This window comes from Nocardiopsis camelliae, assembly GCF_028993595.1.
Lineage (GTDB): Bacteria > Actinomycetota > Actinomycetes > Streptosporangiales > Streptosporangiaceae > Nocardiopsis > Nocardiopsis dassonvillei.
The window spans coordinates 3705668-3730717 of the sequence record NZ_CP118614.1 but is presented as its reverse complement, the minus strand read 5'-3'; the positions used below and the strand labels follow the sequence as shown (position 1 = coordinate 3730717).

General features: G+C 74.5%; 22 protein-coding genes. 9 read left to right on the top strand and 13 right to left on the bottom strand.

All coding sequences use genetic code 11. From position 1 onward, the window contains the following. Nucleotides 1-34: 34 nt before the first annotated feature. The 3 genes from PV789_RS16415 to PV789_RS16405 form a co-directional block, all read right to left on the bottom strand. Nucleotides 35-544, bottom strand: a complete 510-nt coding sequence (locus tag PV789_RS16415) for a hypothetical protein (RefSeq protein WP_274973444.1) — start codon at nucleotides 542-544, stop codon at nucleotides 35-37. Between the two features lie 122 nt (nucleotides 545-666). Continuing rightward, entirely contained in the window at nucleotides 667-1113 is a 447-nt protein-coding gene (locus PV789_RS16410; RefSeq protein ID WP_274973443.1) for a MarR family winged helix-turn-helix transcriptional regulator, read from the bottom strand. A 72-nt stretch (nucleotides 1114-1185) separates the two neighbouring features. Beyond that, on the bottom strand, nucleotides 1186-1947 hold the full coding sequence (locus tag PV789_RS16405; protein WP_274973442.1) for an SDR family oxidoreductase: 762 nt from the start codon (nucleotides 1945-1947) through the stop codon (nucleotides 1186-1188). A 107-nt stretch (nucleotides 1948-2054) separates the two neighbouring features. Here PV789_RS16405 and PV789_RS16400 point away from each other — a divergent pair, with 107 nt between their 5' ends. Then, nucleotides 2055-5240, top strand: coding sequence for an AfsR/SARP family transcriptional regulator (locus PV789_RS16400; protein WP_274973441.1), 3186 nt, complete (start codon nucleotides 2055-2057; stop codon nucleotides 5238-5240). A 60-nt stretch (nucleotides 5241-5300) separates the two neighbouring features. Here PV789_RS16400 and PV789_RS16395 read toward each other — a convergent pair whose 3' ends face one another. Continuing rightward, on the bottom strand, nucleotides 5301-6107 hold the full coding sequence (locus tag PV789_RS16395; RefSeq protein WP_274973440.1) for a peptidoglycan recognition protein family protein: 807 nt from the start codon (nucleotides 6105-6107) through the stop codon (nucleotides 5301-5303). Nucleotides 6108-6482: 375 nt separating this feature from the next. Between PV789_RS16395 and PV789_RS16390 the strand changes: the two genes are divergently transcribed. Further along, nucleotides 6483-6959 (top strand): hypothetical protein, encoded by a 477-nt coding sequence (locus tag PV789_RS16390; protein ID WP_274973439.1) that lies wholly within the window; start codon nucleotides 6483-6485, stop codon nucleotides 6957-6959. A gap of 24 nt (nucleotides 6960-6983) precedes the next feature. On the opposite strand, the gene PV789_RS16385 is transcribed toward PV789_RS16390, so the two are convergent. From PV789_RS16385 to bla (PV789_RS16370), 4 genes are all read right to left on the bottom strand, one after another. Continuing rightward, nucleotides 6984-8015 carry a phosphatidylinositol-specific phospholipase C domain-containing protein gene (locus PV789_RS16385; protein WP_274973438.1) on the bottom strand — a complete coding sequence of 344 codons (1032 nt, stop codon included), beginning with the start codon at nucleotides 8013-8015 and terminating at the stop codon, nucleotides 6984-6986. 143 nt (nucleotides 8016-8158) lie between these two features. Then, nucleotides 8159-8509 carry a DUF3817 domain-containing protein gene (locus PV789_RS16380; protein ID WP_274973437.1) on the bottom strand — a complete coding sequence of 117 codons (351 nt, stop codon included), beginning with the start codon at nucleotides 8507-8509 and terminating at the stop codon, nucleotides 8159-8161. A 307-nt stretch (nucleotides 8510-8816) separates the two neighbouring features. Next, entirely contained in the window at nucleotides 8817-9770 is a 954-nt protein-coding gene (bla, locus tag PV789_RS16375; protein ID WP_274973436.1) for a class A beta-lactamase, read from the bottom strand. Between the two features lie 62 nt (nucleotides 9771-9832). Beyond that, nucleotides 9833-10750, bottom strand: coding sequence for a class A beta-lactamase (gene bla, locus PV789_RS16370; protein WP_274973435.1), 918 nt, complete (start codon nucleotides 10748-10750; stop codon nucleotides 9833-9835). Nucleotides 10751-10959: 209 nt separating this feature from the next. Here bla (PV789_RS16370) and PV789_RS16365 point away from each other — a divergent pair, with 209 nt between their 5' ends. Together PV789_RS16365 and PV789_RS16360 are read left to right on the top strand one after the other, a co-directional pair. Continuing rightward, nucleotides 10960-11898, top strand: coding sequence for a LysR family transcriptional regulator (locus PV789_RS16365; protein WP_274973434.1), 939 nt, complete (start codon nucleotides 10960-10962; stop codon nucleotides 11896-11898). Continuing rightward, a complete protein-coding gene (locus PV789_RS16360) occupies nucleotides 11895-12803 on the top strand; it encodes a serine hydrolase (RefSeq protein ID WP_274973433.1) in 909 nt (302 codons plus the stop codon). Before PV789_RS16365 ends, PV789_RS16360 begins: the two co-directional genes overlap by 4 nt. 143 nt (nucleotides 12804-12946) lie before the next feature. Here the strand turns inward: PV789_RS16360 and PV789_RS16355 are convergent, their stop codons facing one another. Both PV789_RS16355 and PV789_RS16350 read right to left on the bottom strand, forming a co-directional pair. Beyond that, a complete protein-coding gene (locus tag PV789_RS16355) occupies nucleotides 12947-13813 on the bottom strand; it encodes an LLM class F420-dependent oxidoreductase (protein WP_274973432.1) in 867 nt (288 codons plus the stop codon). 69 nt (nucleotides 13814-13882) lie between these two features. Then, on the bottom strand, nucleotides 13883-14818 hold the full coding sequence (locus tag PV789_RS16350) for a LysR family transcriptional regulator ArgP (protein ID WP_274973431.1): 936 nt from the start codon (nucleotides 14816-14818) through the stop codon (nucleotides 13883-13885). A gap of 72 nt (nucleotides 14819-14890) precedes the next feature. Here PV789_RS16350 and PV789_RS16345 point away from each other — a divergent pair, with 72 nt between their 5' ends. From PV789_RS16345 to PV789_RS16330, 4 genes are all read left to right on the top strand, one after another. Continuing rightward, nucleotides 14891-15511: a LysE/ArgO family amino acid transporter gene (locus PV789_RS16345; RefSeq protein ID WP_274973430.1), complete on the top strand. Its 621-nt coding sequence runs from the start codon at nucleotides 14891-14893 to the stop codon at nucleotides 15509-15511. 307 nt (nucleotides 15512-15818) lie between these two features. Further along, entirely contained in the window at nucleotides 15819-16997 is a 1179-nt protein-coding gene (rhaI, locus tag PV789_RS16340) for an L-rhamnose isomerase (RefSeq protein ID WP_274973429.1), read from the top strand. Then, on the top strand, nucleotides 16985-19075 hold the full coding sequence (locus PV789_RS16335) for a bifunctional aldolase/short-chain dehydrogenase (protein WP_274973428.1): 2091 nt from the start codon (nucleotides 16985-16987) through the stop codon (nucleotides 19073-19075). The genes rhaI and PV789_RS16335 overlap by 13 nt, the downstream gene beginning before the upstream one ends. Then, nucleotides 19072-20595, top strand: coding sequence for a rhamnulokinase (locus tag PV789_RS16330; protein WP_274973427.1), 1524 nt, complete (start codon nucleotides 19072-19074; stop codon nucleotides 20593-20595). The genes PV789_RS16335 and PV789_RS16330 overlap by 4 nt, the downstream gene beginning before the upstream one ends. A gap of 99 nt (nucleotides 20596-20694) precedes the next feature. Here the strand turns inward: PV789_RS16330 and PV789_RS16325 are convergent, their stop codons facing one another. Beyond that, nucleotides 20695-22035, bottom strand: coding sequence for a hypothetical protein (locus PV789_RS16325; protein ID WP_274973426.1), 1341 nt, complete (start codon nucleotides 22033-22035; stop codon nucleotides 20695-20697). A gap of 149 nt (nucleotides 22036-22184) precedes the next feature. Further along, the gene (locus PV789_RS16320; RefSeq protein WP_274973425.1) at nucleotides 22185-22523 is read right to left on the bottom strand and encodes a hypothetical protein; all 339 of its coding nucleotides are present in this window, start codon (nucleotides 22521-22523) and stop codon (nucleotides 22185-22187) included. Between the two features lie 425 nt (nucleotides 22524-22948). Here PV789_RS16320 and PV789_RS16315 point away from each other — a divergent pair, with 425 nt between their 5' ends. After that, nucleotides 22949-23695 carry a GNAT family N-acetyltransferase gene (locus PV789_RS16315; protein WP_274973424.1) on the top strand — a complete coding sequence of 249 codons (747 nt, stop codon included), beginning with the start codon at nucleotides 22949-22951 and terminating at the stop codon, nucleotides 23693-23695. A gap of 13 nt (nucleotides 23696-23708) precedes the next feature. Here PV789_RS16315 and PV789_RS16310 read toward each other — a convergent pair whose 3' ends face one another. Further along, complete coding sequence (locus PV789_RS16310; RefSeq protein ID WP_274973423.1) at nucleotides 23709-24914, bottom strand: zinc-dependent alcohol dehydrogenase; 1206 nt, start codon at nucleotides 24912-24914, stop codon at nucleotides 23709-23711. Nucleotides 24915-25050 lie beyond the last annotated feature (136 nt).

The window sequence follows — 25050 nt, the reverse complement described above, 5'->3', positions numbered from 1 at the left end:
CCGCGTCACACCTATCCCGCTCCCGGGGCGCTGGTCACGCCCCCGAGCCCGAGCGGACGATCATGAGCACGACGACGGACGCCCACACCAGGTTGTAGACCCCGGTGATCATCGACAGCGTGCGCAGCGCGCGGGGGTCGCCGGGCCTGCGGAGCGCCTCGCGCTGGCGGGGGTGGATCAGCGCGGCCAGCATCAGGCCCGCCAGGGCCGTGAGCAGCATCGAGACGATGATCCAGACCTCGCCCATCCGGCCCTGGAGCAGGGCCAGGGCGATCCCGACCGCGGGGACGACGATTCCGGCGACGGCGTAGCCGCGGGTGATGCGGTGCAGCAGGGCGGCCACGGCGGTGTTGCGCTCGCCCGGGTCGCGCTCGTCGGGGGAGCGGGCGCCCGTGGGCGCGTCCGCGCTCCCCGGGTCGGCGGCGCCCACGGCAGCGGGCACGGCGACGGGGGCGAACCGTGGGAAGAGGCTGGCCGCGACGGTGGATCCGCCGACGAACACGATGGCGGCGAGCACGTGGACCGAGAGCAGCAGGTGTTCCATGGGATGTCCTTCTTCCTTCAGGCTGCCTGAAGGATACCCCTGGCTTCAGGCAGACTGAAGGAGGGGTCGGTTCACGACCCCGGGAACTGCCGGGAAACGGGAGCGGCGGCGGACCGCCGGTCTCAGGAGCCGCCCGGGGCGCCGAAGGCCGCCCGCACGGCCTCGCCCACCCGCCGCTGCACGGGGTCGGCCTCCGGCCCGAACATCGCGGTGTCCACCGAGGCCACCGCCTGCCTGGCCGCGTCGAGCAGGCGGGCGCCCTCGTCGGTGATCTCGATCGCCGAGGCGGCCCCGGCCCGCGACGTGCGGTCGCGCACCAGGCCCGCGGCGACCAGCGACTTCACCGAGCCGTGCACGCTCTGGACCGTGATCCCCGACATCCGCGCCAGGTCGCTGAACGAGGCGCCCGCAACCCCGGAGATGTGGCCGAGCAGCCCGAGCCGGGCGACCGTGAGGTCCAGGGGCGCGAGCGCGGCGTTCAGTTCGGTCTCGATACCGCGCGCCAGGGTCAACAGGATGATCGAGGGACTGGTCACGGGCGGTCCGGGGCGGCTGTTCTCGGTGCTCACCTCCCCAGTCTCCCCCACCGCGCGGGGCGGATCCGCCCCCCGCGGCAGCCTCCGGGCCGGGGCCCGGAACGGCTACAGGCTGGTGCTCAGGCCGAGGCCCAGACCACCGTCCACGGGGAGCTCCGCGCCCGAGGTGAAGGTGGCCTCGAACCCCAGGAAGAGCACGGCGCGGGCCACCTCGTCGACGGTGCCGTGGCGGCCCATCGGCGTGGCCGCGTCGCCCACCCGCATGAACTCCTCGCGATCGGCTCCCCCGAGGCCTGCGATCCCCATCGTGGGAGTGTCGGTGAAGCCCGGAGCGACCGTGTTCACCCGGATGCCGCGCGGCAGCAGCTCCGAGGCGAGCACCCGGCTGAAACCCAGCACGGCCGCCTTGGCGCCCGTGTACACGCTCATCCCCGGCGTACCGGTCATGTTCGTCACCGAGGTGGTGAACACGATCGCCCCGCCGTCGGTGACCAGCGGCGCCAGCCTCTGGACGGTGAAGAAGGCCCCCTTGGTGTTGACCGCGAACAGGCGGTCGTAGGACTCCTCGGTCACCTCCCCGAACGGGCCGAGCTCCGCGGTCCCGACGTTCACGTGCAGGAGGTCGATCCCGCCCAGTGCGGCGCGCACGGCCTCGGCCAGCGCGTCGGTGTCGGCCAGGTCCGCCACGTCGGCGCGCACCGCGTGCGCCTCCGGCCCCAGGCGGCCGCGCGCCTCCTCCAGGTTCTTCTCACTGCGCCCGGTCAGCAGCACCCGGGCCCCTCCGGCGAGCAGCGCCTCGACCACGCCCATCCCCATGCCGTGCGTCCCGCCGACCACCACGGCCCGCCTGCCCGCGTAGTCCCCCATCACCGGTCACCCCGTTTCGGTCCGGGGGCGGCACCTCACCGCCCCGCACAGGATCACGGTGGCGGCGGCCGCCACGGTTGTCCTACGGGATCGCTACGGTTGTCCGCATGCGTTTCGGGGTGCTGGGTCCGCTGACGGTGCGGACCGACGACGGTGAACCCGTCCGGATCCGCGACACCAAGGTGCGCGCCCTGCTGACCTCCCTGCTCCTGGCCCGGGGGCGCCTGGTGCCCGCCGACCGCCTCGTGCGGGACCTGTGGGGCGACACCCCTCCGGCCCGCCCCGCGGCCGTCCTCCAGGCCCGGGTCTCCCAACTGCGCGGAGCCCTGGAACGCGCCGAACCCGGAGCCCGTTCCCTGGTCCGCCACCGCGCGCCCGGCTACCTGCTGGACGCCGACGACGTGGACGCCGCACGGTTCGAGGAACTGCTGCGCCGGGCCGCGCGGGCCGAGGAGCCCCGTGAGCGCGCGGACCTGCTCACCCGCGCCCTGGACCTGTGGCGCGGGCCCGTGCTGGCCGAGTTCGCCGACACCGAACCGGCGCGGTCCGCCGCGGCCCACTGGGAGGAACTGCGGGCGACCGCCCTGGAGGACCGGGCCGAGGCACGTCTGGAACTGGGGGAACACGCCGCGCTGGCCGTCGAGCTGGCCGAGACCGTCGCCCGCCACCCCTACCGCGAGCGCCTGCACGCCGCCCGCGTCCGCGCGCTCTACGGGGCGGGCCGACAGGGGGAGGCCCTGGCCGCCTACGAAGGGCTGCGCGCGCGTCTGGCCGAGGAGATGGGGATCGACCCCGGGCCCGAGTTGACGGCCCTGCACCGGGCGGTCCTGACGCAGGACCCGTCCTTGGACCCGGCCCCGCGCCCCGCGCCGCCGCCGGGGGCCGCCGCGTTTCCCGCCGCGCACAGGACGGCCGTCCCCGCCGCCGGACTGCCCGCACCGGTCGGGGACCTCATCGGCCGCGACGACCACCTGCGGGCGCTGAGCTCCCTGGTCGGCGCCCAGCGGATGGTCACCCTCACCGGCCCCGGCGGGGTCGGCAAGACCCGGCTGGCTCTGGCGGCGGCCCGCGCACTGGACCCCGGCACGGCCCTGTTCGTGGAACTGGCCGCGCTCGCCCCCGGAGGCGACCCCGTGCCCCTCCTGGCCGCGTCCCTTGGGGTCCGCGACGACGTCTCGGAGCCGGGGGCCGCCCCGCACGAACGGGTCGCCGGACTCCTGCGCGGCCGCGGCGCCCTGCTCGTCCTCGACAACTGCGAGCACGTCGTCGGCCCCGCCGCGGACACGGTCGCCCGCCTGCTGGGCTCGGTGCCCGACCTGCGCGTCCTGGCCACCAGCCAGGTACCGCTGGACGTGGCCGGGGAGCACCTGTACGCGCTGCCCCCGCTGGACCTGCCCGACCCCGGCACCGACGACCCCGAAGCGCTCGCCGCCTCGGGCGCGGTACGGCTCTTCACCGCGCGCGCCGGGGCCGCCGCGGCCCCGTTCGCGCTCGACACCGACACCGCTCCCGCCGTCGCCGCTGTCTGCCGACGCCTGGACGGCATCCCCCTCGCCCTCGAACTGGCCGCCATTCGACTGCGGCACATGGGCGTGGCCGGCCTCGCCGCCCGCCTGGACGACCGCTTCGCCCTGCTCGGGGTCGGCCGCCGCGACGCGCCCGCACGCCAGCGCACCCTGCGCGCCGTGATCGACTGGAGCTGGGAACCGCTCTCCGCGGCCGAACGCGCCGTGCTCGGCCGCCTGGCCGTGCACGCCGACGGCTGCGACCCGGCCGCCGCCGAGGCGGTGTGCTCCGATTCCGGCACCGTGCCAGTCCGGGATGTGCTGGGGCTGGTGGGGGCGCTCGTGGACCGCTCGCTCGTGGTGGCCGCCGACCGCTCCGGCGCGACCCGCTACCTCCTGAGGGAGTCGGTGGCCGCCTACGCCCTCGAAAGGCTGGAGGAGGCCGGGGACGCGCGCCGCACCCGTGCCCGGCACGCCGCCCACTTCGCCGAGCTGGCCGAGCGCGCCGACGAAGGGCTGCGCGGCGCCGACCAGGAGCACCGGCTCCGGCGCCTGGACCGCGAGTCGGCGAACCTGGACGCGGCCCTGGCCTTCGCGGTGGAGGAGGCGGACGCCCGCCTGGCCCTGCGCCTGGCCGAGGCCGCGTGCTGGTACCGGTACCTGCGCGGGCGCGCGGGGGCGGCCCGCACCGCCCTGGACGCCGCCCTGTCCGTGCCCGGTGCACCTCCCGCGGCCCGCGCCCGGGCACGGGTGTGGCGGGCCGCCCTGGCGGTACCCGGCTCCGAGGACGCCCGGCAGTGGAGCGCCACCGTCGAGGAGGACCTGGCCCGGGTGGACGACCCGGTCGCGCACGCCCGCCTGACCTGGTTCACCGAGTTCACCCGCTGGGGGCTGGGCGATCCGGTCCGGGCCGCGGCCCGGGTGGAGCGGGCCCGTGACGCCTGCGTGCGGGCGGGGGACACGTGGGGCGCGGCGGTCGCCCGGGAGACCCTGGCGCGGGCGGCCTTCGCCCGCGGCGACCTCGCCGGAGCCCGGCGGGAGGCGCTGGAGGCCGAGCGGGCACTGCGCGCCCTCGGTGACCGGTGGGGGATTCTGCGCGCCTCCGACACACTGGCCCAGGTCGCCGAGGCCCGCGGCGACCTGGCGGAGACGGCCCGGCGCCACGAGGAGGGGCTGCGCATCGCCGAGGGCCTTCGGCTGTGGCACACCTTCTCCCTCAAGCTCTCCGGCCTGGGGCGGGTCGCCCTGCTCAACGCGGACCTGGACCGGGCCGACGCGCTGCACGCCCGGGCGCTGCGGGTGGCCGAGGAGCACGCGGACCCGGTGGGCGAGCAGTTCGCGGACGCCGGGATCGCCCTGGCCGCCCGCCGCCGGGGCGACCTGGACCTGGCCGAGCGGTCGCTGCTGCGCCGCCTGGAGTGGAACCGGCGCGCGGACGGCCGGATCGGGACCGCCTTCATCCTCACTCAGCTGGGGTTCGTCGCCGAACAGCGCGGCGACGCGGACGCGGCTCTGGAACTGCACGGACGGGCTCAGCGTGAGGCCGAGCGCAGCGGCGACCCGCGTGCGGTCGCCCTGGCGACGGAGGGGCTGGCCGGAGCGCACGCGCTGGCGGGCGGGCACGGCCGGGCGACGCGGTTGCTGGAGCGGGCCGCGGCCCTGCGGGAGGAGGCGGGTGCGCCGTTGGCTGCGGTCGAGCGCTGGGACGTGGACCGCGTCATCGGGCGGATCGGTGCGGGTGGTGCCCGCCGCGAGGCGACGGGCACCGTGGTCGGCGACGCACCCTGAGCGGTGCCGGGCCCGAAGCGCCGCGGGCGGCGCGGGACCCGGAGCGCTCCGGCGGGCGGGTCAGCGGGTGAAGTCGTCGGGGCCCCGGGCGGGACCGTGGTGGAACAGGCGGTCCGGCTCGTCCGTGGGCACGGTCGGGTAGGTCGGGCCGTTCCCGGCGGGCACGCGGCGGGCTGCCAGTTCCAGTACCGGCGCCAGCATGGCGTCGGCGACCGCGTCGCGCAGCTCCGGGAGCAGCGCGTACAGCACGTCGCCGGGGCAGGCGGTGGCGTTGAAGTCGCGGTGGCCCAGGATCGCGCTGTGCGGATCGAGCCGGTAGGCCCCGCACAGCCACGCCAGGGTGGCCACCAGCGCGTCGGTCAGGGCCCCGGTCGGACTCACGCTCGTGTAGAGGCCCTCGTTCTCGATGCCGATGCAGGTGCTGTTGTTGTTGGCCACGTGCGCGCCCACGACGTGGCTGCCCTCGCGGATGGCGGCGAAGCTGCGGTCGCGGCCCTCCATGACGTGGCCGCCGCGGCTGATGGTGAGCTGCTGTCCGGTGTCGAGCCAGCCGTTGGAGTCCATGTGGTAGTTCTGGATCGCCCTGGACAAGGAGTAGGCGTGGCTGAGCGAGTAGTCGGTGCTGTTGGCCGTCGCGGTGTGGTGGACCACGATGTAGCTGGGCGCGGTGGTCAGGATCTGGACCCGGCCCGCGGGTGAGCGCGCTCCCCAGTCGGCCCGGGTGTGCAGGGGCGGTTCGGCCGTCCCCGAGGAGGCGCTCGCGCCCCCCGCGGTGAGCGCCCCGCCGAGAACGGCGGCGCCGGAGGCCAACGCGGCCCCGCGCAGGACGGTGCGTCTGTCCGGACCTGACCGGTGGGTTCTGGTCATGGGTGATCCTTCGGCTCGTGTCATGACTTGCCAGTCCATAAGAGAACACGGACCACCCACGGTGCACAAAGTGTGACGCGGTGAATTTTCATGGCCGTGACCGGCCAGAACGCCACTCTTTGACCCCATGGGTAGAAGTAGGTCGTTGGTGTACAAGACGGCGGAGAAACGATAGAGCGGGAATGTGCGTTTTCCGCTGTTCCATCCCCGGCTCTTTGCGCGTCTTTTCCGTTGTCCTCGACAGGTCTTTTCCGAACCGCGGTGCCCGAGCCCGGCCCCGGGCGTTTGCTGTACAGTTCCTGACTACTCAGGCGTCCCGTGCCCCCGGGCTCCTTCTCTCCCCCCACCCGGAGAACCAGCGGAAGAAGAGGACCCATGACGAGTACGACCGCCGAGAGGACCGGGCGCCCCGGGACGGTGGAGGCGGCCTTCCTGCTCCTGCTCGCCCTGATCGCCGTCGACCTCGTGCTGTGGGTGCTGAACGTGTTCGTTGTCGCCCCCACCGGGCTGGACAGTATGCGCGCGGCCGCGGGCGAGGAGGCAGGCCTGCGCCAGGCCGCCGTGTCCGGCGCCGCCGCGCTGCTGTTCGCGGCGGTGGGCGTCCTCCTCGCCGTCCTGGTGCGCCGGGGTCGCAACTGGGCGCGTCTCCTGATCGCCGCCGCCGCTGCCCTCGTCGTGCTCATGGACCTGGCCACCGCGAACATGGACGCCATCGTGTGGCCGCCGGCCGGGATGTCGGCCTACGACGTCCTCGGCTACGCCGTTCCGGGACTGCTGGGACTGTCCGCCCTCGTGCTGCTGTTCCTGCCCGCGTCCAACGCCTACTTCTCGCGCGGGGCGCGGGCCGAGTAGGCGCTGCGGCGGACGGCCCCGGCGTCAGCCGGCGCCCGGGCCGTGCGGGACGACCATGGACAGCACCCCGGGCAGGCCCGCCCAGTCACTGGTCACCGTGGTGGCCCCGGCCTGCGCGAGTTCGCGCACGCGGGCGGCGGCCTCCTCCGGGGAGGGGGTGCGCGCGTCGATCGCGGGGGACACCGCGTGGGCGTCGGTCATCACCAGGAGGTAGTCGTTCTCGCCGTACCAGGAGGTGTCGATGCCCCCGGTGTAGGTCGGGGCGCTGCCGTCGAAGACCACGAACCACGGCCGCAGCTCCTCGGCGTAGCGCTCGCGCGGGTCGCCGCCGCGGGCGCCGAGCACCGCCGGGAAGGTGGCCGCCTCCTCCAGGCGGCCCTCGGCGGCCAGGTCGCGCAGGCGCGACGCCTGCTCCTCGTCGGTCCACAGGTCGTCGAAGGGGTTGCCCTGCTCGAAGGTGCCCGGGGTCAGGTAGACGACGACCCTCCCGGCCAGGGCCTCCCGGGAGGGCCAGCCGTCGGCGCGCACCGCCTCGTCCAGGGTGGCGTGGCCGCCCGCCAGCAGGTCGTCCGGTCGGAACAGGGCGTCGCCCAGGACCTGGTCGGCGAGCGCGTCGAACTCGGCGGGGCCCAGACCCGCCTCGGCGTGGTAGCCCTTCTTCATCTCGACCTTGAGCAGCAGCGGCGGGTGGCCGGGGTTGGCCTCGTGCCAGGTGCGCACGTCGCGCAGGCAGTCGGCGAGGTCGCCGTCGCCGCCCCGGCGCAGTTCGTCCGGGCTGGTGGCCCCGGCGCAGTTGTTGTGCTGGCCGACCAGTTCGTGGTTGACCCGCCAGGTGCCGAACCACTCGTCGGTCCACACGTCCAGTTCCAGGAGTCCGGCACCGGAGTCGAGGGCGTCGGCGAAGTGGGGGAAGGTCGCCGTCTCGTAGGCGTTGTGCACGCCCACGGAGGTGGTCCGGGAGAGGGCCTGCTCGGCAGCGGAGGCGGGGGAGGGGGCGCTGGTCAGGGCGAGGGCGAGCGCGGCGCAGGTCAGCGCGGCGGTGCGTGCGGAGGGCATGGGGGTCCTTCGGCGCTGGGGGTCACTGGCTGGTGGTCAACCAACCACAGGTCACCGCTCGTGCGCAAAGGGTCATGCTCCGGGAGGTGGCGCTGGGCCCAACGGAGGATGAAGTCCCGTCGGGCCCCGCGGAGTCCGGGGGTTCAGGCCACGGGCTCGGGCGCGCGGTCCCGTTCCTCGGCGCGGGGGGCCAGACGTCCGGTGCGGTGCAGCCACCAGTCCGCGACCAGGGTGCCCAGGGGAGGCACGGAGGCGGCCAGGGCCACCATCGTCGCCCACAGGTTCCAGCGCAGGTGCAGGGCGGCGGCCAGGGTGGCCACCACGTAGAGCATGAAGGCGCCCCCGTGCAGGGGGCCGAAGAGGTGCACGCCCGCCTCGCTGCCGCTGCCCAGGTACTTGACGTACATGCCGCCCAGGAGGCCGATCCAGGTCAGGGCCTCGATGACCGCCACCACGCGGAAGACGGTCGCTGTGACACGGGGACTGATGCTCACGCTGTTCCTCGGACTCGCTCGGTTCTGGACGGGAGGGGAGGTCTCCGGCGCCCGCCGGGCCCGGACCGCTCCCAGGCTAGGACACGTTTTCGAGTGGCCGAATCCGGGGCGGAAGGTGCGGAAGCGCACGTTCGGACGTCCCTCGCGCACCGGTGACGGGCCTCTCCGGCCCGGACCGTCGCGGTCGGGGCGCGGGCCGGGGAAGGCGGAGGGACCCGGGGGCGCGCCCCCGGGTCCCCGGCCCGGACCCTTCGTCCGGGCTCCTCCGGCCGAGCCCTTCCGACCGCGTCGCCTCAGCCCGGCGCTGTCAGCCCAGGGCCTCCACCACGACCCCGGCGGCCCCGGCGATCAGCGCGTTGTCGTACTCGGCTTCCTCCTCGTCACGGCTGGACATGACGGCGAGGACGATGGGGTCGCCCTCCGGGGGCCACAGGACGGCGATGTCGTTGCGCGTGCCGTAGTTCCCGCTCCCCGTCTTGTCACCGACTTCCCAGCCCTCGGGCACCCCGGCGCGGATCAGCTCGTCCCCGGTCAGGTTGTCGACGAGCATCCGCCTGAGCACCTCGCGCCGGTCCTCGGGCAGGGCGTCGCCCAGGACGAACTCGCGCAGGCTCCCGGCCATGGCGCGCGGCGTACTCGTGTCCCGGGTGTCCCCGGGCGCCCACCGGCTCAGGCCGGGCTCGACGCGGTCGGCCTCGATCACGTCGTCGCCCATCTCCTCCATCGCCTCCTCGAACCCGTCGGGTCCGCCGAGTTCGTCGAAGAGCAGGTTGGCGGCGGTGTTGTCGCTGTAGCGGACGGCGGCGTCGGCCACCTCCGCCAGGGGCAGCCCGGTGTCGATGTGCTGTTCGGTGACCGGTGAGTGGCCGAACACGTCGTCGGCGTCGTAGGTGACGACCTCCTCCATCTCCTCGGGCGTGTTCCGCTGGAGCACCAGCGCCGCGCTGAAGGCCTTGTGGGTGGAGCAGTAGGCGAACCGCTCGTCGGGGCGGTGCGTGATCTCCTCGCCGCTGCCGGTGTCCACCGCGTAGACCCCCAGCCGCGCGTCGAACTCCTCCTCCAGGTCCGCGAACTCGTCGGCGAACCCGGCGGAGGGGTCGGCCGGGGTCGGCCGCCCGGCCGAGCCCTCCGCGGAGGGCCCGGCCGGGGGCTGCGACCCAGGAGCCGGACCGGAACCGTCCGCCCCGCAGGCGACGGCGGGCACGAGGGCGAGCGCGGTCAGCGTCGCGAGCCCGGTGCGCCGTAGGGGTGAAAGCAACATCTTCCCTGCTCCTTCTGTCCTGGGGACGTACGGGTTCCGTGCCCGGTCGGCGCGGAGCGGCGTCAGGCCAGCTCCTCCGCGACGACCTCGGCGGCCCGGGCGATCAGCGCGTCGTCGTACTCGGCGTCCTCCACCTCACGGCTGGACATGACGGCGAGGACGATGGGGTCGCCCTCCGGGGGCCAGATGACGGCGATGTCGTTGCGCGTGCCGTGGCTGGCGGCGCCCGTCTTGTCGCCGACCCTCCAGTCCTCGGGCACCCCGGCGCGGATCAGCGCGTCACCGGTGGTGTTGTTGACGAGCATGTCGTTGAGCACCTCGCGCCGGTCCTCGGGCAGGGCGTCGCCGAGGGTGAACTCGCGCAGGCTCCCGGCCATGGCGCGCGGCGTGCTCGTGTCGCTGGTGTCCCCGGGCGTCCAGGCGTTCAGCTCGGTCTCGATCCGCTCCGGGTCGGTGACGTCGTCGCCGATCGCCTCCAGTTCGTCCTCGAACGCGTCCGGCCCGCCGAGTTCGTCGAAGAGCAGGTTGGCGGCGGTGTTGTCGCTGTGGCGGACGGCGGCGTCGGCCACCTCCATCAGCGTCATGCCCGTGTCCACGTGCTGCTCGGTGATCGGCGAGTAGTCGACCAGGTCCTCCTCGGTGTAGGTGACGACCTCCTCCATCTCCTCGGGCGTGTTCTGCTGGAGCACCAGTGCCGCGGTCAGGGCCTTGTGCGTCGAGGCGTAGGCGAAGCGCTCGTCGGGGCGGTGCGCGACCTCCTCGCCGCTGCCGGTGTCCACCGCGTAGACGCCCAGCCGCGCGTCGAACTCCTCCTCCAGCCGCTCGAACCCCCGGGCGGGTCCGCCGGAGGCCGCCGGAGAGGCCGACTGCTCCGCGCTGGGTGCCGCGGCGCCGTTGGCAGCCGCGCAGCCGGTGGCGGGGACGAGGACGACCGCGGCCAAGGCCGCGAGTCCGGTGCGCCGGTGGGATGAGAACACCATGTGTGCCTGCTCTTCCTGTCCTGGGTGTGCGCGGGTCCTCGGCCGGGCCCGAAGACGGCCCGGACACGGAAGGACCCCCGGTCAGCCGTGCGGGAACCCGCACGCGCCGCCCTGCCGGGCGGCCTCGACCAGCAGTCTGACCGCTGGCACTGATGCTGTCCAAGACAGAAACGACCAGTTCCATGTCAAAACGGCATACCATGAGGGTCATGGACCTCGTCGGCGCCTGCAAGGCGTTCGTGAACGTGAGCGAGAGGGGCAGCTTCACCCTCGGAGCCGCCGCCGCGCGCATCCCCCAGCCGGTCGCCAGCAGGCGCATCGCCGCCCTGGAACGGCATCTGGGCGCCCGCCTGTTCGACCGCTCCACCCGCAGGGCCACCCTCACCCAGTTCGGCCGCGACATGCTGCCCTCGGCCAGGCGGCTGGTCCGGCTGGCCGAGGAGATGGAGCACGACGCGGAGAGGGCGGCGCTGCGCCCGCTGCGCCTGGCCGTGCCCGACACCTGTGCCACGCGCGACCTCGCCCTCCTGGGGGCCGAGGCCCGCGAGGAGGGCATCCATCTGGACTTCCGCTCCGCCGCGCCCGCGGCGCGGACCGAGCTGCTGGGCGCCCGCGAGGTGCGCGCCGCCCTGGCGGGGGTGCCGCCCGGCGAGGCCGCGTGGACGGTCCCGCTGGGGCTGGCGGGCACCGGCGAGCCGCGCGCCGGGGCGGTCTACCTGGAGACCCTGCGCCTGCCCCGCGACCGCTCGTCCTCGCGCGGGCGCCGCGTCTGGCTCCAGCCCGAGGACGACGTCCCCCACGTGCGCGACCCCCTCAACCGCCTGCGCGACGCCGTGGGGCTGAGGCCCGGCCAGGTGGTCCTCGCCGCCTCCCTGGCCTCCGCCGCCGCCGAGGTCCTGGGTTCGCGGGACCTTCTGCTGTGCTCTCCCCGACAGGCCGAGGACCTGGGGCTGTACTGGCGCCCCACGGGCGAGGTCCGCCTCGCCCGCGGCTACGAGGTGGCCGCCGAGACCGGGGACGAGGCCGAGCGGCTGCGCGCCCTCCTGGGGCGGGCGATCGCCCGGTGCCTGGGCGCCCCGGAGGGGGAGGGGCGACCCGGTACGGACGGGCCGCCAGGACACCCCGACGCCGAACGGGAGTCCGCGTGAGCGCCACCGCCCTGGTCCGCGACCTGCGCCGCAAACTCGACGAGGGCGGACTGCGGGGCTCCTTCCTGGTACGGGACCTGCGCACGGGCGAGGAACTGGGCATCGAACCCGACCTGGAGTTCTCGACGGCCTCGCTGGTCAAGGTCCCGCTCGCCGTCGCCACGCTCGAACGGATCCGCGCGGGGGAGATCGACGGCGCCGAACAGGTCCTCGTGCAGCCGGGCCGGGTCGCCACCCCGGGGCCCACCGGGATGAGCCGCTTCCGCCATCCGGCCCGCGTCAGCGTCGAGGACCTGCTCTACCTCAGCATGTGCCTGAGCGACAACACCGCCACCGACGCCCTGTTCGAGATCACCCCTCCCGAGCGGGTCGCCGCTTCGCTGCGCGCGGCCGGGCTGCGCGGCATCACCGTCCGGCACACGATGCGCGGCCTCAGCGACACCCCCGCCGACCGGCTCGGCCCCGAGGGCGCGCACCTGGCGCACTCGCTGGCCATCGGCGAGGGCACCGCCGGGCGCGGACACCGTATCGAGCAGCTCGACGTCACCCGGGCCAGCTCCGGGGCGGCTCGGGCCTTCGCCGACCTGCTGGAGGCGCTGTGGCGGCCCCGGGCGATCGCCCCGGACGTGGCCGCCCGGGTGCGGGAGCTGATGGGCGACAACCTGCTGCGCCACCGGCTGGCCCCCGACTTCACCTCCGACCTGTCCCGGTGGTCGTCCAAGACCGGAACCCTGCTCAACCTGCGCCACGAGATCGGTGTGGTCGAGCACGCCGACGGCCAGGCCTTCGCCGTCGCGGTGCTCACCGAGTCGCGCGTGCCCGCCTACCACCAGCCGGGGGCCGAGGCGCTCATGGCGCGCGTGGCCCGGGAGCTGCGCGACCACCTGCGCGCGGGAGTCCGCTGACCGGGCGGGGCGGGCTCCCCCGCTGCGGTCCCGTGCCCGTTGCCGACGCCGACTGTCGAGGCCCGCCACAGGCACGGGACCAGCGCGGGTCGGGGCCCCGGGTCGCACCGGCGACATGCGCGGCCCGGCCATGAGGAGGGACCTCAACCCCGGGCGGTGAGCCCCAGAGCCGGGGCGAGCCGGGCCAGCACCGGCAGGATGTCGTCGTCCTCGGCCAGCGGCTGCACCGCGACGTGGTCCGCGCCCGCCTCCAGGTGCGCGCGCAGCTCCGCCGCCGCCGTCTCCGGTGCGCCCTGCGCGACCATGGCGTCCACCAGCGCGTCGCTGCCGCCGTCGGCGAAGTCCTCGTCGGAGAAGCCCAGGCGCCGGAAGTTGGCGAGGTAGTTGGTCAGCCGGTTGTCGACGTAGACGCTGAGCCCCCTCCTGGCGGTGCGCCGGGTCTCCCCGCGGTCCCCGCCCAGGGCCACCTTGTGCTCGGGCGCCAGCAGCGGGCCCCCGCCCAGCGCCTCGCGCGCGCCGCGGGTGAACTCGGGGTTGACCAGGTACGGGTGGGTCCCGGCGGCGCGCTCGGCGGACAGGCGGAGCATCCGCGGCCCCAGGGCGGCGACCACCCGCCGGTCCGCGGGCACGCCCCCGCGGTCGAGGACGTCCAGGTAGTCCACCACCGCGCCGAAGGGCTTGACCGCCTCGGGGCCGTTGGCCTCGCGGTGGCCCGCGCCGATGCCGAGCAGGAACCGGCCGGGGTGCTCGGACTCGATCCGGCGGAAGGAGTCGGCCACCGCCTCCGCGTCCGCGGTCCAGATGTTGACGATGCCCGTCGCGACCGCGAGCCGCGACGTCGCGGCCAGCGCCGTGGACACCTCCTCCAGCCCGGCGCCGGGGGAGCCGCCGACCCAGACGGCGCCGTAGCCCAGCCGTTCGATCTCGGCGGCCGCGTCGGCGGTCAGGTCGGTCCTCTTCACCCACACTCCGTAGGTCCCCAGGTCGACGGCGGTGGCGTTCAGGCTCATGGCGGGCCTTCCTTGACGGTGGTGTCGGCGTGCCGCCCCCGGCGGCCCGCCGATCGGGCACCGGGGGACCTACCCACCTCGCGCCCCGACCGAGCGCGCCCGGCCGGGGCGCAGCGGGTGCAGGCGCTCGGCCGCGCCCGCGCGCACGGCCTCCGAGACCCGGTCCAGGACCGGGGAGCGCAGGTTCCACCGCTGCCAGTACAGGCGCACGTCCACGGGGCGGCCCGGGGCCAGGGCCACGAGCCGCCCCGAGGCGATGTGCTTCGAGCACTGCGGTTCGGGCACCACGCCCCACCCGAACCCGAGCAGGACGGCCCGGGCGAAGTCCTCCGAGGCCGGGACGTAGTGCCGGGGGCCGGAGGGCTCACCGCAGGGGGACTCGCGCAGGAACCGGTCCTGGAGGTCGTCGCGGCGGTCGAAGTTGACCACCGGAGCCCCGGCGAGCAGCTCCGGGTCCGCCCGGCCGCCGAGGTGCTCCCGGTCGAAGTCCGGACTGCACACCGCGTGGTAGCGCATCGCGCCCAGCCCCGCCACCGTGCACCCCTGGACCGCCTCGGGGGTGGAGGTCACGGCGGCCATCACCGCCCCCGAACGCAGCAGGGACGTGGTGTGCTCCTCGTCCTCGCGGCGGATCTCGAACACCGCGCCCAGGTCGGCGGGCAGGTCCGCCAGCGCCTCCAGGAACCAGGTGGCCAGGCTGTCGGCGTTGACCGCCAGCGGCACCGACACCCGGCCCCTCTCGCGCTCGCCCAGCCGCAGCTCCGCGTCGGCGTCCTCGTCCAGCAGCAGCACCTGGCGGGCGTAGCGCAGGACCACGTCCCCGGCGGCGGTGGTCCGCACGGGGTTCGTGCGCTGGACCAGCACCCGGCCCGCGGTCTGCTCCATCGCCCGGACCCGCTGGGACACCGCCGAGGCCGTCACGTGCAGCCGCCGCGCGGCGGCCTCGAACGTGCCCTCGTCCACCAGGGTCGCCAGGGTGCGCAGATGGTCGAACTGGAACGGCATGTTAAGCCTCTCTCAGGGATGCTAAGAAAGTTTAGCTTTACTGCACACGGGTGTCCGACCTAGCTTTTCGGGGTGAACGAGACACTCATCCCCGCCCTGCTCGGCCTCGGCACCGGGCTCGCGCTCATCGTGGCCATCGGCGCCCAGAACGCCCACGTCCTGCGGGTCGGTATCGAGGGCCGCACCGGAACCGTCCTGCCGGTGGTGCTGGTCTGCGCCCTGTCCGACGCCGTGCTCATCACGGCCGGGGTCCTCGGCGTCGGCGTCGTCGTCGAGGCCGCGCCCCTCGCCGTCACCGCGGTCCGCCTGCTCGGCGCGGGCTTCCTGGTCGTCTACGGGCTGTCCGCCGCGCGCCGCGTCCTGCGCCCCGGCTCCCTGGTGATCGGCGGCGGGCCCTCCGGCGGACGCGGGGCCGCGGTGACCACGGCGCTGGTGCTCACCTGGCTCAACCCGCACGTGTACCTGGACACGGTGGTGTTCCTGGGTTCGCTGGCCAACCAGCAGGGCGGCGACGCGCGCTGGTGGTGGACGGCGGGGGCGGTCACGGGCAGCTTCGCGTGGTTCTTCGGTCTGGGCTTCGGCGCCCGCCTGCTGCGCCCGGTCTTCGCCCGCCCGGGCGCCTGGCGGGTCCTGGACGCGCTCATCGCCGCCGTCATGCTCACCCTGGGCGTGCGCATGGCGCTGGGCGCCTGAGCCGCGGCCCCTTCGCCGGGCCGGGCGGGCGTCCGGCCCGGCGGGGTCCGGGCGGCGGAACCGCCCCCGGGGCCGCTTCCACCGCCGTCGCCCCGGCGTGGCGCGGGTCTTCCTCTCGGGGCCGTGCGCACCCTGTTCATAAAACGTTTCAAGCAGGGGAGGGATGATTGGCCGGGCGTAAGGGCAAGTGAACCTTGACACATCAGAAGAGCTGGCGGTAGTTTCAGCGCAACCTGAGTGAAACGATTCAATGGGCCTTCCCGCCGGTCGGACCGGCAGGCGCGCCCTCCCCGAACGGAGCCCCACCGTGGCAGCACTCCCCGAACGCGGCGCGGACGCCCTGGCCGTCCTGCGGCGCCAGCACATCGAACTCCCCTCCTGGGCCTTCGGGAACTCCGGTACCCGGTTCAAGGTGTTCGCGCAGCCCGGCGTCCCCCGCGACCCCTGGGAGAAGGTCGCCGACTCCGCCGAGGTCCACCGCCTCACCGGGGTCGCCCCCACGGTCGCCCTGCACATCCCCTGGGACCGGGTCGACGACTACGCCGCGCTCGCCGCCCACGCGCGCGACCTGGGCATCGGCGTCGGCACCGTCAACGCCAACGTCTTCCAGGACGACGACTACCGGCTCGGCAGCGTCACCAACCCCGACCCGGGCGTGCGCCGCAAGGCGATCGACCACCTGCTGGAGTGCGTGGACGTCATGGACGCCACCGGATCGCGCGACCTCAAGCTGTGGTTCGCCGACGGCACCAACTACCCCGGCCAGGACGATTTGCGCGCCCGCCAGGACCGCCTCGCCGAGGCCCTGTCCGAGGTCTACGACCGGCTCGGCCCCGACCAGCGCCTGCTGCTGGAGTACAAGCTCTTCGAGCCCGCCTTCTACGCCACCGACGTCCCCGACTGGGGCACCGCCTACGCCCACTGCCTGGAGTTGGGGGAGAGGGCAGTGGTCTGCGTGGACACCGGCCACCACGCCGCGCACACCAACATCGAGTTCATCGTCGCGTTCCTGCTGCGCGCCGGGAAGCTCGGCGCCTTCGACTTCAACTCGCGCTTCTACGCCGACGACGACCTCATGGTCGGCGCCGCCGACCCCTTCCAGCTCTTCCGCATCATGTACGAGGTCGTGCGCGGCGGCGGCCTGGCCGCCGACACCGGGGTCGCGTTCATGCTCGACCAGTGCCACAACATCGAGCCCAAGATCGCCGGTCAGATCCGCTCGGTCATGAACGTGCAGGAGGCCACCGCCAAGGCCCTGCTCGTGGACGCCGACGCGCTCGCGGCCGCCCAGCGCGAGGGCGACGTCCTGGCCGCCAACGCCGCCCTGATGGACGCCTACAACACCGACGTGCGGCCCATGCTCGCCGACCTGCGCCGGGAGCAGGGCCTGGACCCCGACCCCATGGCCGCGCACGCCCGCTCCGGCTACGCCGAGCGCGTCGCCGAGGAGCGCAAGGGCGGCGCCCAGGCCGGGTGGGGCGCGTGAACCGGCCGCCGACTCAGCACAGCAGCACCGAACAGGGAGACCCCGTGCCCGACGTCGTCGAACAGCTCCTCGCCCGCAGCAACACCCTCGGCGCCGACCCGCGCAACACCAACTTCGCCGGGGGCAACACCTCCGCCGCGGGCACCCGCACCGACCCCGTCACCGGACAGGACGTCGACCTGCTCTGGGTCAAGGGCTCCGGCGGCGACCTGGGCACCCTCACCGAGGACGGCCTGGCCGTGCTGCGCCTGGACCGCCTGCGCGCCCTCGTGGACGTCTACCCCGGCGAGGACCGCGAGGACGAGATGGTCGCCGCCTTCGACCACTGCCTGTTCGGCAGGGGCGGCGCCGCGCCCTCCATCGACACCGCCATGCACGGCCTGCTGCGCGCCGCCCACGTGGACCACCTGCACCCCGACTCCGGCATCGCCCTGGCCACCGCCGCTGACGGCGAGCGCCTGACCCGCGAGTGCTTCGGCGACCGCGTGGTGTGGGTGCCCTGGCGCCGTCCCGGGTTCCAGCTCGGCCTGGACATCGCCCGCGTGGCGGAGGAGAACCCCGACGCCATCGGCGCGATCCTGGGCGGCCACGGCATCACCGCCTGGGCCCGGACGAGCGAGCAGTGCCAGGCCAACTCCCTGGAGATCATTCACACCGCCGAGAGGTTCCTGGAGGAGAACGGCCGCCCCGAGCCCTTCGGCCCCGCCCTGGACGGCTACGGCGCCCTGCCCGGGGCCGAGCGCCGCGAGCGCGCCGCCGCCCTGGCCCCGGTCATCCGCGGACTGGCCTCCACCGACCACCCCCAGGTGGGCCGCTTCACCGACAGCGACGTGGTCCTGGACTTCCTGGCCGGGGCCGAGCACCCCCGCCTGGCCGCGCTGGGCACCTCCTGCCCCGACCACTTCCTGCGCACCAAGGTCCGCCCCCTGCTGCTCGACCTGCCCGCCGACGCCCCGCTGGAGCGGGCCGTGGAACGCCTGCGCGAACTGCACCGGGAGTACCGGGACGAGTACCGCGCCTACTACGAGCGCCACGCCGACGCCGACAGCCCCGCCATGCGCGGCGCCGACCCGGCGATCGTGCTGGTCCCCGGCGTGGGCATGTTCTCCTTCGGCAAGGACGCCAAGACCGCGCGCGTGGCGGGCGAGTTCTACGTCAACGCCGTCAACGTGATGCGCGGCGCCGAGTCCGTCTCCACCTACCGGCCCATCGAGGAGTCGGAGAAGTTCCGCATCGAGTACTGGGCGCTGGAGGAGGCCAAGCTCGCCCGCCTGCCCAGGCCCAAGCCGCTCGCCACCCGGGTCGCCCTGGTCACGGGCGCGGCCAGCGGCATCGGCAAGGCCATCGCCGCCCGCCTGGCGGGCGAGGGCGCCTGCGTGGTCGTGGCCGACCTGGACGCGGACAGGGCGGCCGCCGCCGCGGCCGAACTGGGCGGCGCCGACACGGCGGTGGGCCTGGCCTGCGACGTCAGCGACGCGGACGCGGTGGCCCGCGCCTTCGCCGAGGCCGCCCTGGCCTTCGGCGGCGTGGACCTGGTGGTCAACAACGCCGGGCTGTCCATCTCCAAGCCGCTGCTGGAGACCACCGAGCGCGACTGGGACCTGCAGCACGACGTCATGGCCAAGGGGTCCTTCCTGGTCTCGCGCGAGGCGGCCCGGACGATGACCGCCCAGGGCATGGGCGGCGACATCGTCTACATCGCCTCCAAGAACGCCGTGTTCGCCGGTCCCAACAACGTCGCCTACTCCGCGGTCAAGGCCGACCAGGCCCACCAGGTGCGGCTGCTGGCCGCCGAACTGGGCGGCGAGGGCATCCGGGTCAACGGCGTCAACCCCGACGGGGTGGTGCGCGGCTCGGGGATCTTCGCCGGGGGCTGGGGCGCCCAGCGGGCCGAGGTGTACGGGGTCAGGGAGGAGGACCTGGGCGCGTTCTACGCCCGGCGCACCATCCTGGGCCGCGAGGTGCTGCCCGAGCACGTGGCCAACGCGGTGTTCGCGCTGACCGCGGGGGAGCTGTCGCACACCACCGGCCTGCACATCCCCGTGGACAGCGGCGTCGCCGCAGCGTTCCTGCGATGAGAGCCGCCGGAGGGGGTGCCGCCGGAGGGGGCGCCGTCCACGCCGCCGTCGACCTGGGCGCCTCCAGCGGCCGGGTCATCGCCGGGCGGTTCGAGGACGGGCGGCTGCGCACCGAGGAGGTGGTCCGCTTCCCCAACGGGCCGGTCACCGTGCCCGCGGACGGCCGCGCCAGCCTGCACTGGGACGTGCTGTCCCTGTACGCGGGCGTGGTCGGCGGGCTGCGGCGGGCCGCCGGACCCCGCGGCCTGGCCTCGGTCGGCGTGGACTCCTGGGCGGTGGACTACGGGCTGCTGGACGCCGACGGAGCCCTGCTCGGCAACCCCGTGCACTACCGCGACGGCCGCACCGACGGGGCGCCCGAGCGGGTGTTCGCGCACCTGCCCGCCGAGCGGATGTACGCGGTCAACGGGTTGCAGGTGCAGCCGTTCAACACGGTGTTCCAGCTCGCCGCCGCCTCCGGCGGCGCCCAGCTGGCCGCGGCCCGCGATCTGCTGCTCGTGCCCGACCTGCTCGGGTACTGGCTGACGGGCGAGCGGGTCGCGGAGCTGACCAACGCCTCCACCACCGGCCTGGTCGACGTGGGCGAACGCCGCTGGGCCGACGCCTGCCTGGACCTGCTGGAGGCGGGCTTCGGCGTCGCGGCGCGGGACCTGCTGCCCGGTCTGGTCGAACCCGGAACCGTCGTCGGCGCCCTCCGGGGCGGCCCGGAGCCCGGTGCGGGCCTCGGCGCCGCGGCGGGCGCTCCGCTGGTGGCGGTGGGCTCGCACGACACCGCCTCCGCCGTGGTGGCCGTGCCCGCGGCCACGCGCCGCTTCGCCTACGTCTCCTCGGGGACGTGGTCGCTGGTGGGCGTGGAGCTGGAGGCCCCGGTGCGCACCGAGGCGAGCCGGGCGGCCAACTTCACCAACGAGCTGGGCGTGGACGGCACCGTGCGCTACCTGCGCAACGTCGCGGGACTGTGGCTGCTCCAGGAGTCGCTGCGCACCTGGCGGGAGCGGGGGCGGGAGGTGGACCTGGCCGACCTGCTGGAGCGGACCGCCCGCGTGCCCGCGCTGTCGTGCGTGGTGGACGTGGACGACCCCCGGTTCCTGCCGCCGGGGGACATGCCCGCGCGGATCGCCGCGTTCGCCGCCGAGACCGGGCAGCGCCCGCCGGAGGGCGAGGCCGAGGTGGCGAGGTGCGTGGTGGACTCGCTGGCGCTGGCCTACCGCCGGGCGGTGCGCCAGGCCGCCGAGCTGAGCGGGACGGACGTGGAGGTGGTCCACGTGGTCGGCGGGGGCTCGCGCAACGCGCTGCTGTGCCAGCTCACCGCGGACGCGGTCGGGCTGGAGGTGGTCGCCGGGCCTGCCGAGGGGGCGGCGATCGGCAACCTGCTGGTGCAGGCCCGCGCGGTCGGGGCGGTGGAGGGCGGCCTGGCCGACCTGCGCCGGATCGTGGCCGACTCCACCGAGGTCGGACGGTACCGCCCGAGCGGTCCGCGGGCCCCGTGGGAGGCCGCCGAGCGCCTGCTCCACGGCTGAGGCCGAGGCTTGTGCGAGGGGCGAGGGGTCGTCGGATCCCAGTGGCTGCCGGGTCCGGTGGGCCGTCGGAACCCCGGCGGCCCACCGGACCAGAGGCGGTCATCCCTGGTGTGGCCTGCTCCAGTGGGGCCGGTGCCTCTTCAGTGACCGGATCGTTTTCGGAGTCGGCTTGGGCACCTTCTCCGGGACCCGTTCGAGGGGCACGTCCAGCTCCCGCGCCCACGTCTGTCGCCACGACTCCCACCGCCGGGTCCTGCGTTTCCGGTTCCTCGTCCGGGACTCCCGCCTCCTCCTGACCTCCTCGCGCGCGGCTTCCTCGCTGCGGAGCCACGTCGGGGGACGGCCACGCAGCTGCTCCACATGGACCCACCTCCACGGCTTGCCGCGGCTTCTGCGCAGCCCGGCCACGACGTCCACGGGTAGCCCGAAGAGCTCCGCGACGGTCTCGTCGGTGCATTTCAACTGCTGCTCCGCCTCGCGCAGGACGCGCTGCTCCTCCTTCTCCCGGGCACGGAGGGCAGCCTCCCCGGCCTCGGCGGCGGCCAGCGCGGCACGCTCCAGCAGCAGCCACTCGGGTGGATCGTCCTCCCAGGCCCGCACCGTGCCCCGTGGCACGTGCCCCATGAGCATCTCGGTGCGGCCGCACAGCGAACCCGGGCATACGCCCAACCTGCGGTGGACCTCGTCAGGGCTGGCCAGGGCCTCGTAGGCGGCTTGTGCCCGCTCTCGGAACCCACGGGCCATGGCGGTGTGCTCAGCGGGGGAGAGCCGACAGTCGCGGACCAGGGCCGTAATCCGGCGGGCCTCGGGGACGTCCGTAAAATCGGACAGGAACCCCGGAACCGACGCCTGATCCGCGACCAGCCCCGCCGTGTAGGCCAACACCCGGGTGGCGGGGTCGTCGGGTGCGGGCTCCGCGGCGTACAGCTCCAGCCGGGCCCGCTCGGCGCGTGCGCGGTTGCGGGCGCGCGTCTGGGCCGCCTTGCGGGCGGCGGCGGACCGGCCGAACGCCGTGGCGGCCCCGCGCAGGGCGATGTCCGCCCCCACACGCGGTGGCAGGGAGTCGACGTCGGCGGCCCTGTAGTAGCGCACGGCAATGTCCCTGCCGTACTTCCTGATCTGCTCCTCGGCCACGGGCGCGAGACCGGTGTCAGCTACCACACGCGTGAACCGCTCCCGCGAGACGCCGAGGCGACGGGCGGCCTCGGTCGCGTTGAGGCGGTGCTCGGCCGCTAAGCGGGTACGGAACGTTTCGGTGTCGGCGAGTGCGGCCCGTACTGATTCGTCGTCGAAGCGCCGGTCCAGCAGGCGCTGGAGCAGACCGGTCCGGACGGACAGCTCGATCTCCCAGACAGTCAGCCCCAGTGCGGCGCGGACCTTCTCGCGCCCCCACCCGGTTCGACGCTTCGACGGAGGGGGCTTGTCGGGATGACGGTTCATGAATCGAAGGTAACCGCGGGTGGTGACAGAACGGTTCCCTGGAGTGACGAGAACCCTGTGGATCAGCGGTTCGAGCGGTAAGCGGTCATTCCGGAGGCCGGTGCTCACAGGCGAGCACCGGCCCCGTTCGTTTGGCTGTCAGGCCGCTGTCAGGAGAGGGAGGCCTTCGCGGCGGCGCGGCGCGGTCGGCCGGTCCGTGCGGGCCCCGGGTTCCAGGTGCGGCGAGCGCGGGACGGCGTGACGGTGACGCGCGGTCCGGCCGGTCCGGTTCCGCGCCTCGGCTCCGGCGCCCGGTTGACGGAGGGCTCCTCCACCTCCACGGCGCGCGCGGGCACGTGCGGGGGCTGGAGGCCGCGCCGCAGGGCCGTGAGCGCCCTGCGCGCCGCACCCCTGCGGACACCCAGCCCGCTTCTGGACCCCATCGGGGCCAGGGTGTCCACGACCACCGCCACCGTGACCGCAACCGCTACGAAAATCGCCAGCGTCATGTTCCCCCGCTCCCCTTTTCCCCGGACGGCCGCGGCCGTTGATCGCTCACTCCGGCCGCTGCGCCCTCCGCACCGACGACCCGATGTCTCTGCAAGGTGCCCGTGTGATCACCTCTGAAACCCCAGGGAGAACAGTGTGTCGTTCGCCGTGCGGTCGAGGACGACTCTAGGCCCGGCCTACGACGCTTCCGGGGACGCCGTCCGGACCGCGCTCACCGGCCCGGAAGCCGTCGGGGCCCGCTTCCTGCGGCTTCCCCGCGATCCGGGGCCCGCACGGGAACCGGTACCGCCTTCCCGGGTGCCCGGCAGGTCCGTGACCGGTTACGGACAGTACGGTGTGCGCGCAGGTGCCGTGACAAAGCGGTGGCGTCGCCGCCCGCGAACGTGTTCAATCCAGGACGAACCGGGCTCGCAGAAGGAGGAACATGGACGCGGTGGAGGCGTACGCGCGAAACCACGCCGAGGCGTGGAGACACCTTCTGGCGGGCCGGACCGAGGAGGCCGACGCCCACGACGGGTTCAACGTCCTGCGCACGGCGGACCCCCGGGAGGCGAGGGTGCACCTCACGCGTGCCGCGGCGCGCGTCCCGGACCGGGTGTCGTCCGCCCTGTCCGCGCCGGGCCGCGTGAGCCTGGACGACCCCTTCGGAAAGCTCCAGTCCCCGGAGGGGTTCACGCGGACCCCCCGGCCCGTCATGGTGCGCGAAGGGACCGCGGCGCCCGCGCCCGCGCCCCGTCCCCGGCCGGAGGTCGGGATCGCCGCCGTGGGCGAGGAGAAGGCCCTGCTCACGGTGGAGCGGCTCGTGGTGGACGGCTTTCCGCTGCCGTCGCGCCAGCCGCACACGCCTCAGTGCTTCCTCCCCGTCAGCCTCCTGGACGCGGGAGGCTGGCGGGCCTGGCTCGCCACGTACCGGGGCTCGCCCGCCTCGGCCTGCCTGACCTTCGACCACGGCGGCGTGGTCGCCCTCTACTGGCTGGTGACCGCGCCCGAGCACCGGTCGCGCGGCATCGCGCGTGCGGTGCTGTCGCGGGTCCTGCTCCACCACCGGGAGCGCGACGTGGTCCTCGTCCCGACCGAGGACGGCCGCCCCCTCTACGACTCGCTCGGCTTCGTCGAGGTGGGCAGGGGCGGCTTCCACACGAGGGCGAACGCCGAGGCCCCCGGCCGGTAGGCTGCGCGTCGGATCAGGCCGTGGTCACGGCCACCTTGGTCCAGCCCGGCTCGCGGTGGTCGAAGGCGCGGTAGGAGTCCAGCACCTCGTCGAACGGCACCTCCTGGGTGAGGACCGAGGTGATGTCCACGCTGCCGCTGGCCACCATCTCCAGGAGCTCGGGGATGTAGGTGCGGTGGTTGCAGTTGCCCATCTTCAGGGTGAGGTTCTTGTTCATCGCCGCACCGATGGGGAAGTGCGTCATCGTCGGCGGGTAGACGCCGATGATGGACAGGGTCCCCGCCTTCGCGATCGCGTCCACCGCCCACCGCGCGGCCTGGGACGGCGCGTCGCCGGGAACCCAGGTGTCTCCCTGGGACCGGGGCTCGGGCACGAGCTCGGAGACCTCCGTCGCGAACTGCTCCTTCATCTCCTCCTGGGCGGCCGGTCCCTGCTTGGGCCGCTCCGCGTCGACCCCGACGGCGTCGATCACGCGGTCCGGGCCGATGCCCCCGGTGAGTTCCACCAGGGCGGCCACCGGGTCCTCCTCGGTGTAGTCGATCACCTCGGCGTGCAGCAGGCGCGCCTGTTCCAACCGGCTTCCGACCCCGTCGACCGCCAGTACGCGCCCCGCTCCCTGGAGGAAGGCGCTCAGGACGGCGAAAAGCCCCACGGGCCCGCACCCCATCACCGCGACGGTGTCGCCCGGGGTGATCTCGGCGAGCTTGGCCCCGAACCACGCAGTGGGGAAGATGTCGGAGACCAGGACGGCCTCCTCGTCGCTCACACGCTCGGGAATGCTGACCAGGCCGACGTTGGCGTAGGGGACGCGCACCCGTTCGGCCTGGAGGCCGGGGAAGGAACCGGTCGCCTCCGGCCCCCCGAAGAACGCCGTGCCCGCGCGTCGGCCGCCGGGGTTGGCGTTGTCGCACTGGGCGAAGTAGCCCGACCGGCAGTAGCTGCACGCCCCGCACCCGATGGTGGAGGGGATGACCACCCGGTCGCCCGGCTGGAAGTTGCGGACCTGGGAACCGACCTCGGTCACCACGCCGACACCCTCGTGGCCCAGGACGGTGCCCGGCACCATTCCCGGCATGGTGCCCCGGATCATGTGCAGGTCGGTGCCGCAGATCGCGCTCGTGGTGATCTGCACGATGGCGTCCTGGGAGTGCTCGATGCGCGGTTCCGGCACGTCATCCACGCGGATGTCGCCGATGCCGTGCCATACGACGGCCTTCATGGTCTTCCTCCCAACAGCGCGGGACGCGCTGACGCGGCCCGAAGCGGCGGATGTCCGTTGGGTGCGGCGGCTACCCGGGCCCCGGGGCCGTAAACGGCGACCGCGGACCCGGGAACCGGTCCGGACGCCCTCCCGC

Excerpts from the sequence above, each read along its gene's own strand:
- PV789_RS16365 (WP_274973434.1), top strand. The coding sequence starts at position 10,960 with ATGGACCTCGTCGGCGCCTGCAAGGCGTTCGTGAACGTGAGCGAGAGG.
- PV789_RS16320 (WP_274973425.1), bottom strand. The coding sequence starts at position 22,523 with ATGACGCTGGCGATTTTCGTAGCGGTTGCGGTCACGGTGGCGGTGGTC.
- PV789_RS16330 (WP_274973427.1), top strand. The coding sequence starts at position 19,072 with ATGAGAGCCGCCGGAGGGGGTGCCGCCGGAGGGGGCGCCGTCCACGCC.
- PV789_RS16350 (WP_274973431.1), bottom strand. The coding sequence starts at position 14,818 with ATGCCGTTCCAGTTCGACCATCTGCGCACCCTGGCGACCCTGGTGGAC.
- PV789_RS16395 (WP_274973440.1), bottom strand. The coding sequence starts at position 6,107 with ATGACCAGAACCCACCGGTCAGGTCCGGACAGACGCACCGTCCTGCGC.
- PV789_RS16310 (WP_274973423.1), bottom strand. The coding sequence starts at position 24,914 with ATGAAGGCCGTCGTATGGCACGGCATCGGCGACATCCGCGTGGATGAC.
- PV789_RS16400 (WP_274973441.1), top strand. The coding sequence starts at position 2,055 with ATGCGTTTCGGGGTGCTGGGTCCGCTGACGGTGCGGACCGACGACGGT.
- bla (WP_274973435.1), bottom strand. The coding sequence starts at position 10,750 with ATGGTGTTCTCATCCCACCGGCGCACCGGACTCGCGGCCTTGGCCGCG.
- PV789_RS16390 (WP_274973439.1), top strand. The coding sequence starts at position 6,483 with ATGACGAGTACGACCGCCGAGAGGACCGGGCGCCCCGGGACGGTGGAG.
- PV789_RS16405 (WP_274973442.1), bottom strand. The coding sequence starts at position 1,947 with ATGGGGGACTACGCGGGCAGGCGGGCCGTGGTGGTCGGCGGGACGCAC.
- PV789_RS16315 (WP_274973424.1), top strand. The coding sequence starts at position 22,949 with ATGGACGCGGTGGAGGCGTACGCGCGAAACCACGCCGAGGCGTGGAGA.
- PV789_RS16385 (WP_274973438.1), bottom strand. The coding sequence starts at position 8,015 with ATGCCCTCCGCACGCACCGCCGCGCTGACCTGCGCCGCGCTCGCCCTC.
- PV789_RS16325 (WP_274973426.1), bottom strand. The coding sequence starts at position 22,035 with ATGAACCGTCATCCCGACAAGCCCCCTCCGTCGAAGCGTCGAACCGGG.
- PV789_RS16415 (WP_274973444.1), bottom strand. The coding sequence starts at position 544 with ATGGAACACCTGCTGCTCTCGGTCCACGTGCTCGCCGCCATCGTGTTC.
- PV789_RS16355 (WP_274973432.1), bottom strand. The coding sequence starts at position 13,813 with ATGAGCCTGAACGCCACCGCCGTCGACCTGGGGACCTACGGAGTGTGG.
- bla (WP_274973436.1), bottom strand. The coding sequence starts at position 9,770 with ATGTTGCTTTCACCCCTACGGCGCACCGGGCTCGCGACGCTGACCGCG.